The sequence below is a fragment of the Asticcacaulis sp. genome (assembly GCF_020217185.1).
Classification (GTDB): Bacteria; Pseudomonadota; Alphaproteobacteria; order Caulobacterales; family Caulobacteraceae; genus Asticcacaulis.
This window is the reverse complement of the sequence record NZ_JAIWNX010000104.1, coordinates 1-10,000: the sequence shown is the minus strand read 5'-3', so window position 1 is coordinate 10,000 and position 10,000 is coordinate 1. Positions and strand designations below refer to the sequence as shown.

Annotated in this window: 9 protein-coding genes; 4 read left to right on the top strand and 5 right to left on the bottom strand. The window is 63.0% G+C overall.

Annotated elements, in window-relative coordinates:
- Nucleotides 1–633 (bottom strand): alpha/beta fold hydrolase (locus LDL37_RS05195; RefSeq protein ID WP_290795264.1); only part of this gene is annotated, 633 nt, incomplete at its 3' end.
- Nucleotides 634–794: 161 nt separating this feature from the next.
- Here LDL37_RS05195 and LDL37_RS05190 point away from each other — a divergent pair.
- Both LDL37_RS05190 and LDL37_RS05185 read left to right on the top strand, forming a co-directional pair.
- A complete protein-coding gene (locus LDL37_RS05190; RefSeq protein ID WP_290795261.1) occupies nt 795–1,706 on the top strand; it encodes an SMP-30/gluconolactonase/LRE family protein in 912 nt (303 codons plus the stop codon).
- A gap of 135 nt (nt 1,707–1,841) precedes the next feature.
- Nucleotides 1,842–3,956 carry a malate synthase G gene (locus LDL37_RS05185; RefSeq protein ID WP_290795259.1) on the top strand — a complete coding sequence of 705 codons (2,115 nt, stop codon included), beginning with the start codon at nt 1,842–1,844 and terminating at the stop codon, nt 3,954–3,956.
- A gap of 17 nt (nt 3,957–3,973) precedes the next feature.
- On the opposite strand, the gene LDL37_RS05180 is transcribed toward LDL37_RS05185, so the two are convergent.
- The 3 genes from LDL37_RS05180 to LDL37_RS05170 all read right to left on the bottom strand — a co-directional run bounded on the left by LDL37_RS05180 (nt 3,974) and on the right by LDL37_RS05170 (nt 7,576).
- Nucleotides 3,974–4,822 (bottom strand): IclR family transcriptional regulator, encoded by an 849-nt coding sequence (locus LDL37_RS05180; RefSeq protein ID WP_290795257.1) that lies wholly within the window; start codon nt 4,820–4,822, stop codon nt 3,974–3,976.
- Nucleotides 4,823–4,862: 40 nt separating this feature from the next.
- Nucleotides 4,863–5,258, bottom strand: a complete 396-nt coding sequence (locus LDL37_RS05175; RefSeq protein ID WP_290795255.1) for an MliC family protein — start codon at nt 5,256–5,258, stop codon at nt 4,863–4,865.
- A 131-nt stretch (nt 5,259–5,389) separates the two neighbouring features.
- The gene (locus LDL37_RS05170) at nt 5,390–7,576 is read right to left on the bottom strand and encodes a prolyl oligopeptidase family serine peptidase (protein WP_366509216.1); all 2,187 of its coding nucleotides are present in this window, start codon (nt 7,574–7,576) and stop codon (nt 5,390–5,392) included.
- A 208-nt stretch (nt 7,577–7,784) separates the two neighbouring features.
- Here LDL37_RS05170 and LDL37_RS05165 point away from each other — a divergent pair, with 208 nt between their 5' ends.
- Both LDL37_RS05165 and LDL37_RS05160 read left to right on the top strand, forming a co-directional pair.
- A complete protein-coding gene (locus LDL37_RS05165) occupies nt 7,785–8,399 on the top strand; it encodes a hypothetical protein (protein ID WP_290795251.1) in 615 nt (204 codons plus the stop codon).
- Nucleotides 8,400–8,402: 3 nt separating this feature from the next.
- On the top strand, nt 8,403–8,708 hold the full coding sequence (locus LDL37_RS05160; protein WP_126421220.1) for a transcriptional regulator: 306 nt from the start codon (nt 8,403–8,405) through the stop codon (nt 8,706–8,708).
- 85 nt (nt 8,709–8,793) lie between these two features.
- Here the strand turns inward: LDL37_RS05160 and LDL37_RS05155 are convergent.
- A partial coding sequence (locus tag LDL37_RS05155) for an ATP-grasp domain-containing protein (RefSeq protein WP_290795248.1) occupies nt 8,794–10,000 on the bottom strand: 1,207 nt, incomplete at its 5' end.

The window sequence follows — 10,000 nt, the reverse complement described above, 5'->3', positions numbered from 1 at the left end:
GTCATCCGCCGTGCCGTGGATCAGCAGAAGCGGCACCTTGATCCGGCTCACGGCTTTCAGGTTGTCGAAGCGGTCCGGCAGGATCGGCCGGGCATAGGCCGGGGCCATGGCCGTCAGCGAGGTAAAGGTGCCAAGCGTCACCACCCCGGCAATGTCTTCGCGCGTCGCCGCATCAAGCGCCACGCCGCCCCCCAGTGAATGCCCGAACAGATAGACGGGCGCGCCCGGTTGCAGGGTGCGGCCATAGGCGATGAAGGCGGCGGCATCGGCGCGCAGGCCCGTCTCGCTGGGGGTGCCCGGATTGCCGCCATAGCCGCGATAGTCGGCAATCAGCAGACCGTCACCCTGCTCCGCCAGCGGGGCGGCATAGCGGGCGGCGGTATAGCGATTGCCTCCATTGCCATGAAAGAAAACGATCAGACGCTTCCCGGCCTCACGCGGCGGGTAATAATAGCCTTTGAGGCTCAGGCCATCGGCGGTGGTGACGCTGACCTCACGCGGAGCCTCGCCCGGCCACTGCGCGGAGGCGGGCAGGGGATCGGGCAGGTAGATGTGGCTGCGCACCACCGGGGCGCAGGCGCTCAGGCCGGTCACGGCCAGCACCGCCAGAATGGCGCGAACGACAGGTTTCATAAGGCTCCCACTGGATAGAGACGACGACGCGCCGTCTGCGCATTAATGAGCGAAAGTGACCGGCAGGCAAGGGGTGGCTAAGGTTTGTTCAGGGTTTCCTTTTGGCGGGTTTGATTTTCGGGGTCGCTCCGGTGTAGCCAGTGGAAAACCGGAGACATCGCATGTGGCAACCGTCAGAGATTTACCCCGATCCGTCCATCGAAAGCCTCGATCCGCGCTTTGACACGTACCGCCTGTCGCTGGCGGCGGTGGAGCGGCTCTATGAGGGCACGCGCTGGGGCGAGGGGCCGGTGTGGTTCGGCGACGGGCGCTACCTGCTGTGGAGCGACATCCCCAACGACCGCATCCTGCGCTGGGACGAAGAGACGGAGGCGGTGTCGATCTTTCGCAAGCCGGCGGATTTCGCCAATGGCCACACGCGCGACCGGCAGGGGCGGCTGATCTCGTGTCAGCATGGTACGCGCAGCGTCACGCGCACCGAATATGACGGCACGCTCACGACTCTGGCCAGCCATTATCAGGGCAAGCGCCTCAACTCGCCCAATGATGTCACGGTGAAAAGCGACGGGTCGGTGTGGTTCACCGATCCGCCGTTTGGCATCCTGGGCGATTACGAAGGTCATCGCGCCGACCCCGAACTGCCGACGAACGTCTATCGCTGGACGGAGGCGGGTTTGAGCGTGGTGACCGACGCCATCGACCGGCCCAACGGCATCTGTTTTTCACCGAATGAGCGGCTGTGTTACATCGCGCAGTCGGGCGAGCCCAAACGCATCTGGGTCTTTGAGGTGGCGGGCGACAGCCTGACGAATGGCCGGGTGTTTGTCGAATGCGCGCCGGGGCAGCCGGATGGCTTCCGCTGCGACGAAGACGGCAATCTTTGGTGCGGCTGGGGTGGCGGGCCGGGCTTGAACGGGGTGCGCGTCTTCGCCCCGGACGGCACGGCCATCGGCCATATCCACCTGCCCAATCGCTGCGCCAATCTGGTGTTTGGCGGACGGGCCCGGAACCGCCTGTTCATGACGGCGGGACAGTCGCTGTTTGCGCTTTATGTGAATACGCGCGGCGCATAACGCCAAAAATGGAAATTATTTATTAAATAAAATCATATACTTATATTTAAATTGAATTCTGGAAATAATTTCCGGAAAAATTGACCCGCTGGGCCATGACCGGTTATCCTCGCATCAGTTAAAGAGGAAACCGCTATGGCCTACACCCCTGTCTCCGGTATCGAGGTTGATGACATCCTGTGGCGCTTTGTCCGCGAAGAGGCCCTGCCGGGCTCTGGCGTGGCCGAGGTGGCGTTTTGGGACGGGCTGGCCGGGCTTATCCGCGACTTCGCGCCGCGCAATGCCGCCCTTCTGGCTCAGCGCGACGCCTTGCAGGCGCAGATCGACGACTGGCACCGCGGTCACGCCTTTGAGCCGGTCGCCTATAAGGCTTTTCTGAGTGAAATCGGCTATCTGCGGCCCGAACCGGCGGCGTTCACCGTCACGACGGCCAATGTCGATGACGAGATTGCGCGCCTGAGCGGCCCGCAACTGGTCGTGCCGGTGTCCAATGCCCGCTACGCTCTGAACGCCGCCAATGCCCGCTGGGGCAGCCTCTATGACGCCCTCTATGGCACGGATGTGCTGGGGCCGGTTCCGGCGTCGGGCGGCTATGACGCCGCGCGTGGTGCGGCGGTGCAGGCGGCGGCCAAGGCCTATCTCGATGAATTCGTGCCGCTGGAGGGGCTCAGCCACGCTGCGGTCACGGCCTATAGGGTGGTGGACGGGCAGTTGCGGGCCAATGGCGCGCCGCTGAAAGACCCGTCGCAATTTGTCGGTTTCAGCGGCCCCGCCGACGCGCCGCAGTCGATCCTGCTGCGCCATAATGGCCTGCATATCGACATCCGTATCGACCGCCATAGCCCGGTGGCCGATGCGGCGGGCGTCGCCGATGTGGGGCTCGAAGCCGCCCTGTCGGCCATTATGGACATGGAAGACAGCGTCGCCGCCGTCGATGCGGCGGATAAGGTCGGCCTCTATCGCAACTGGCTGGGCCTGACGCGCGGCGATCTGAGCGAACAGTTCCACAAGGGCGGTAAGGTGCAGACGCGCCGCCTCAATCCCGACCGCGCCTATACGGCCCCCGATGGTCAGGCCTTCACCCTGCATGGGCGCAGCCTGATGCTGGCGCGCAATGTCGGTCTGCATATGTACAGTGACATGGTGCGCCACAACGGTCAGGCCGTGCCGGAGGGGCTGATCGACCTGATGATCACCGCCCTGATCGCGCGCCACGACGCCGGCCGCAACAGCCGCACGGGCTCGGCCTATATCGTCAAGCCCAAGATGCACGGGCCGGACGAAGTGGCCTTTGCGGTCGCAACCTTCGCCGTCGCCGAACGCGCCGTGGGCCTGCCTGACCGCACGCTGAAGATCGGCATTATGGACGAGGAGCGCCGCACCAGCGTCAATCTGAGGGCCTGTATCGAAGCCGCCAGGGACCGCGTCTTCTTCATCAATACGGGCTTCCTCGACCGCACGGGCGATGAAATCCATACTTCGATGGAAGCCGGCCCGGTCCTGCGCAAGGGCGAGATCAAGGGGGCGGTGTGGATCAGGGCCTATGAGGACTCCAATGTCGATTGCGGCCTGATCGCTGGCCTGCCCGGCCATGCCCAGATCGGTAAGGGCATGTGGGCGGCCCCCGATATGATGGCCGATATGATGACGCAAAAGATCGGTCATCCGAAGGCCGGGGCTTCGACCGCCTGGGTGCCGTCACCGACGGCGGCCACCCTGCACGCCCTGCATTATCACCGCGTCGATGTCGCCGCCGTGCAGGCCCAGTTGCGCGCCCGCCCACGCGCCTCGGTCGATGATATTCTGACGCCGCCACTGGCGACGCGGACCTACAGCCCCGAAGAGATTGCCGAAGAACTGGACAACAATCTGCAGGGCATTCTCGGCTACGTGGTGCGTTGGGTCGATCAGGGCGTGGGCTGTTCCAAGGTGCCGGATATCCATGATGTCGGCCTGATGGAAGACCGCGCGACCTTGCGCATCTCCAGCCAGCACGTCGCCAACTGGCTGCGGCACGGCTGGGTGTCTGAGGCACAGGTGCTGGAGCGCCTGAAACACATGGCGAAGGTCGTCGATGCGCAAAATGCCAGTGATCCTGCCTATCGCCCGATGGCGCTGACCTATGACGGCGAGGCGTTCAAGGCGGCCTGCGACCTGTGTTTTGAGGGTGCGCAACAGGCCAATGGCTATACGGAGTTCATCCTGCACGCCCGTCGGCAGGCGGCGAAACAGGTGGTGGAGTTGGCATAACTTCCCGTCTCTCTCGGTTACAGGGAGACGGGGCTCAACAGGTGTCCGCCGATCAGGTCCGTGATGCGGGCGGCGGTTTCGCGCACCTGTTGCGCCAGTTGCGGCAGGCGGTCATCGCTGAGGCGTAAGGACGAGCCGGACAGCGATATCCCGGCGCGCGCTTCGCCATATTCATTGAATACCGGTGCGGCGACGCAGCGCATACCGATATGGGCCTCTTCGTCGTCCAGCGACCAGCCGCGCGCCCGGATGGCGCTCAGGTCGCCGCGTAGGGCTTCGGGGGTAATCAGGGTCTTGGGCGTGTATTGCGGCAGGTCGCGGCGTTTCAGCAGGGCCTCCAGAGTGCGGTCCTCAAGCTGCGCCAGCAGGGCCTTGCCGATGCCCGACGCATGGGCCGAGCGGCGGTCGCCGATGCGGAAAAAGGCGCGGATGGGGGCCTCGCACTCGACCTGCGCCACGAACACCACTTCGAAGCCGTCGAGCATGGCCAGATTGACCGTCTCGCCCGTCGCCTCCATCAGGCGCAGCATTTCCGGCCGCCCGGCGGTGAGGATGCGGTTGCGGCGCTGAAAGGCCATGCCGATGCGCAAGGCCTCGATGCCGATGGACCATTTCTGCGACGGCTCGTCCCAACTGACCAGATCGTGCGCCGACAAGGTGGCCAGAAGCCGGTGCGCCGTCGAGGCGGCCAGCCCCGCCTCACGCGACAGTTCGGTCAGGCTCATCCCGTCGTGGGCCGACAGGACTTTCAGCAGGCCCAACGCCTTTTCCAGCGACTGATTGGTCGCCGGGGCGTCGGGTTTCAGCCGGTCTTCGCGCGGGCGACCACGCGGGCGGGACGGGGTGGGTTGGGGTGAGCTGGCCATAAATGGAAACTATTTCCAAAATGCCGCCCCGTCAAAGGGTTTACCCCTTAGTGCAGGCTTCGTCCGCCGAGCCCCAGGTGGCGTCATTGCCCTTGGTGTGCAGGCTGTAGCCTTCGGTCTGATAGAGGGTGCCGTCGCCGGCAGTGGTTTTCAGCAGGGTGAGCTTGCGGTTGTTGTCGGACAGCACCGTCACATCGGCCTTGTCGTTGGAAAAGACGACCGACAGCTTGGTGCCCAATGCGCAGGTATAGCTGATCGGGTCGGAGACGGCGAAATCAGCGGCGGCCGAGGACATGGCGTCCTTGGCGTCGGTGGCGATTTCAGACGTGGTTTCCTGTACCTCTTCGACGGCCTGCTGGGCTTCGGGCTTGGAGCAGGCCGACAGAGAGGCGGCGGTCAGCGTCATCAGGGCGACGGCGGTGGCGATCTTGCGCATGGGGGTGATCCTCCTTCAGTTGTTCTTCGGAGGTATCAGCCCGCGCGTAAGGAAACGATCAGATCGCCCCTTATCGAAGATTAACGATAGGGAAGAAAACCCCCTCTTCCGACGGGAAGAGGGGTTTGGGTTTAATCCATCAGCTTCTGCGCCAGATAGGTATATTCCAGAGCGTTCCGCTTGGCGGTTTCCTTGAGGTTGGCGGCTGCGGAGTGGCCGCCGTCGGTGTTTTCGTAATAGAGGAAGGGCAGGCCCATATCCCCCATCAGCGCGGCCATCTTGCGGGCGTGGCCCGGATGGACGCGGTCATCCTTGGTTGAAGTGACGAAGAAGGGCTCCGGATATTTCACCCCGGCCTTCAGGTTGTGATAGGGCGAGATGGTCTTGAGGAAGGCGGCTTCTTCCGGCACGTCCGGCCGGCCATATTCGCCCTGCCACGAGGCTCCGGCCAGAAGCGTGTGATAGCGCAGCATGTCGAGCAGCGGCACCTGCACCACGACGGCGTTCCACAGGTCCGGGCGCTGCGTCAGTTGCACGCCCATCAGCAACCCGCCGTTCGAGCCGCCCATGATACCCAGACGACGCGGCGAGGTGATCTTGCTCTTGATCAGATCTTCGGCCACGGCCTGAAAATCGTCATAGATGACCTGACGCCTGGTCTTGAGGCCCGCTTCGTGCCACTTGGGTCCGAACTCCCCGCCGCCGCGGATATTGGCCAGCACATAGGCGCCGCCCTTTTCCAGCCACAGCTTGCCAATCGCCCCCGAATAGGACGGGGTCAGCGAGATTTCAAAGCCGCCATAGGCGTAGAGCAGGGTCGGCGTATTGCCGTCCAGCTTGGTGTCCTTTTTCATCACCACAAAATACGGCACCCTGGTGCCATCCTTCGAGGTGGCCCAGTGCTGCTCGACCTTCAGGCCCTCAGCATTGAAGCGTTCAGGGCTGGCCTTCAGCTTGGTCACCGTCGTCTTGTCGGCGTCGGCGATGTACAGGGTCGAGGGTTGCAGATAGCCCGTGGACCAGGCGAACAACTGATCCGACTCGTCATCGGTCGAACCGAGGCTGAGCGACGAATTTTCCGGCAGGGGCAGGGGTTTCAGCACCCATTGGCCATTGACGAGGCTCACCGACTGTACCTGACCGGTGACGTTGGACAGGATCGACAGCACCAGATGGTTCTTCGTCTGACCGATGCCGGCGACGCTCTGATGATCGTTCGGGGCGAAGATCACCGAAGGCTCGACGTTTTTAGGGTCTTTCAGTGCGGCCTTCAGGTCAAAGGCGATCACCGCGCCGGAGGGGTATTTCGTGCCCTTGGCGCTGGTCCAGTCGTCTTTCAGCGAAAAGACGGCCTGACCCTTATAGTAGGCGTTCATTTCCGAGGTCAGCGGCAGGGGCAGCTTCACTTCGCCCGCCTCGGTGAACCAGGTCGTATCGGTCTCAAAGAAGCTGGGGCGGCGCTCGGCATAGTCCATGACGTAGTTGCCGTCGATGTCGCGCAGCACGGTGCGATAGGCCATCATGTCGGTCTTGGCCCCGCGATGGATTTCTACCGCCTGATCGAGGCTCTGACCGCGCTTGAGCACCTTGGTGACGAAGGCGTAGCCCGACGGCGTGACCTCGCCCGGCGCCCATTCGCGCGCCACATAGAGCGTGTCCTTGTCCTTCCAGGTGACGATCTGCTTGCCTTCGGGCAGGGTGAAGCCGCCTTCGACGAAGCTCTTGGTCGTCAGGTCGTATTCGCGCACCGTCACGGCGTCCTTGCCACCGTTCGACAGGTTGATCAGGCAGCGGGTGTTTTGCGGCGGCAGGCACGACGCGCCCTTATAGACCCAGTTCTGACCTTCCGCCTTGGCGAGCGCGTCGAAGTCCAGCAGGATGTCCCATTTGGGTGCCCCGGCCAGATAAGAGGCCTTGTCCGTGCGGCGCCAGATGCCGCGCACATGATCCTTGTCCTGCCAGAAATTGTCGATGAAGCCGCCATTGGCAAAGCCGGGTGACGGGATGCGGTCGGTGGCTTCGACGATTTTCAGCACATCGGCTTCGTATTGCGCAAAGCGCGGATCGGCCATCAGGCTTTTCAGGCTGCGCTCGTTCTGCGCCTTGACCCAGGCGAGGGATTTTTCGCCCTCGACCTCTTCCAGATACTGACGCGGATCGGCGGCGTCCGGCGTCAGGGTGGCGGGATTGGCCGGAGTGGATTTGGCGACGGTGGTGATATTGGTCATCTGGGCCTGCGAGGTGAGGGGCATGGCACCCAAGATGAGCAGCGAGGCGGCCATGCGCAAGGCCTGACGCGACAAGGACGTGTTTGACATGTGGAGGGTTTCCCGAGGTTGGTTTTGCCTGAAACTAACCCCGGCTTTGGCCCCTTTGGCAAGCCCGGACGGCAATCTTACGAAAATGTAATGATGGCTGCGCGTAAAGCACTTTACAAAATAAAGCACTTCATTCATAACAAGCTCAGGCCGCTCACACAGAGGGCCCTGACGACATCAAACGCTGCCTTATGGAGGGGCAAACCCAATGGACTCTAACGCACTTAAAAGCGACATCGACTATCTCAAGTCTCTGGCTCTGGATGGCGGGCGCGCCCCGGTCATGAACGGCGGCGCGCTCTTTTGGGCCGGCATCTGTTTCTCGGCGGCGGCCGTGGTGCAGTATTTGATTTTGGACGGTGTTCTCACGGTTCCCAATCCGTGGTTTCTGGCCCTGAACTGGGGCGTAGCGGCGGCCATCTATGCCGTCCTGTGTATTGCCTCAATCGCTGCGTCGAAGCGCCGCTATGGGGTCGGCAATGCCATGAACCGTGCCATCGGTTCGGTGTGGTCGGGCGTCGGTTTTGCCATCTTCGCCCTGTTCGTTACCTTGACGGCGGCGGCGGTCGGGATGAAGGCCATGGAGCAGATGCAGCCGTTGATCGCGCCGGCTATCGTTATCCTCTATGGCGTTGGCTGGTGGGTCGTCTCGGTCCTGTCGGGCCGAAAGTGGATGGCGGGCGTGGGCCTGCTCAGTTTTGCCAGCGCGCCCTTCCTCGCCTTTGTCGGCGGTCAGCCGCTCCAGATGCTGGGCTATGCCATCACCCTGACCCTCATTGCCACCATTCCGGGCCTGGTTCTCATGCGCTCATCGGAGGGCTGAGACATGCCGGATGAGTTCAATATCGAGCGTATCGACGACGTTATCCATGGCCGTCTGAGGCTGGGCATCATGGCCTTTCTTTCGACAGCCGGGTCGGCGGACTTCACGACGCTAAAAGCCAAGACGCAATCCACGGACGGCAATCTGTCGGTGCAGGTGCGCAAGCTGGAAGAGGCGAACTACGTCACGGTGGACAAGGCCTTTGTCGGCAAGAAGCCGGTAACGACCATCACGCTCACCGAAGCGGGCCGCGCCGCCTTTGTCGATTATCTCGACGCCATGCGCCGCCTGATCGACGAAGCGGGGTAAGAGCCTATACCTCCCCGGCAAGCTGGGGAGGTATGAAGGTCCCGCACGAAAAGCAAAGCCCCAGTTTTCACCGGGGCTTTGTTCGTTATGCGTATTCCTGAATTGAGCGGACGTCCAGTTCGCCTTTGAGGCCCGACGCGATGGCCCGCACCGCCGCCACAGCGCCATTGGCCGTGGTGTAGTAGGGGATCTTCATCATCAGCGTCGTGCGGCGGATCGAGAAGGAGTCGAGCAGGGCCTGCTTGCCTTCGGTGGTGTTGAAGACCAGCGCGATCTCGCCATTCTTGATAGCGTCGAGCACGTTGGGACGGCCTTCGAGCACCTTCTTGATGGTGTCGATTTTCACGCCCTGCGCCGCCAGATAGTCGGCCGTGCCCGCCGTGCCGCACACCTCGAAGCCGAGGCTGAGCAGGGTGCGGATGGCCTCAACGATCACCGGCTTGTCCTGATCCTTGACCGAGACAAACAGCTTGCCCGATGTCGGCAGTCTGGTGCCGCCGCCCAGTTGTGACTTGGCAAAGGCGCGGGCAAAGGCGTCGATCATCTCTTCGCCCTCACGCACCCAGTCGAGGCCCATGACCTCACCGGTCGAGCGCATCTCAGGCCCAAGCACCGTATCGACATTGGCAAAGCGCGCGAAGGGGAAGACGGCTTCCTTGACCGCCACGTGGCGATAATCGCGCGGCGTCAGGCCGAAGGACGACAGGGACTGACCGGCCATGACCTTGGCGGCGATCCCGGCCAGCGGCTTGCCCAGCGTCTTGGCGACGAACGGCACGGTGCGTGAGGCGCGCGGATTGACCTCCAGCACATAGATCTTCGGGTCGGTATAGGGGTTCATGATGGCGAACTGCACGTTCATCAGCCCCTTGACCTTAAGGGCCTTCGCCAGCTCGACCGTCTGACGCTCCAGCTCCTTCACCGTTTCCGGCTTCAGCGAGAAGGGCGGCAGCGAACAGGCCGAGTCGCCGGAATGCACGCCGGCCTCTTCGATGTGCTCCATGATGCCGGCGACAAACACGCCGGTTTCATCAGACAGCGCATCGGCATCGACTTCGATGGCGGCGCTTAAGTACTGGTCGATCAGCACCGGCGAGTCGCCCGACACCTGCACGGCTTCGCGCACATAGCGGGTCAGTTGCTCGTCGTCGCGGATGATTTCCATGGCGCGGCCCCCCAGCACGTAGGACGGGCGGATGACGATGGGATAGCCGACCTCATGCGCCGCCTTGAACGCCTCTTCCGGCGTGCGGGCGATGGCGTTGACCGGCTGGGTCAGGTTGATCTCTTTC

Excerpts from the sequence above, each read along its gene's own strand:
- LDL37_RS05190 (WP_290795261.1), top strand. The coding sequence starts at position 795 with ATGTGGCAACCGTCAGAGATTTACCCCGATCCGTCCATCGAAAGCCTC.
- LDL37_RS05185 (WP_290795259.1), top strand. The coding sequence starts at position 1,842 with ATGGCCTACACCCCTGTCTCCGGTATCGAGGTTGATGACATCCTGTGG.
- LDL37_RS05180 (WP_290795257.1), bottom strand. The coding sequence starts at position 4,822 with ATGGCCAGCTCACCCCAACCCACCCCGTCCCGCCCGCGTGGTCGCCCG.
- LDL37_RS05175 (WP_290795255.1), bottom strand. The coding sequence starts at position 5,258 with ATGCGCAAGATCGCCACCGCCGTCGCCCTGATGACGCTGACCGCCGCC.
- LDL37_RS05170 (WP_366509216.1), bottom strand. The coding sequence starts at position 7,576 with ATGTCAAACACGTCCTTGTCGCGTCAGGCCTTGCGCATGGCCGCCTCG.
- LDL37_RS05165 (WP_290795251.1), top strand. The coding sequence starts at position 7,785 with ATGGACTCTAACGCACTTAAAAGCGACATCGACTATCTCAAGTCTCTG.
- LDL37_RS05160 (WP_126421220.1), top strand. The coding sequence starts at position 8,403 with ATGCCGGATGAGTTCAATATCGAGCGTATCGACGACGTTATCCATGGC.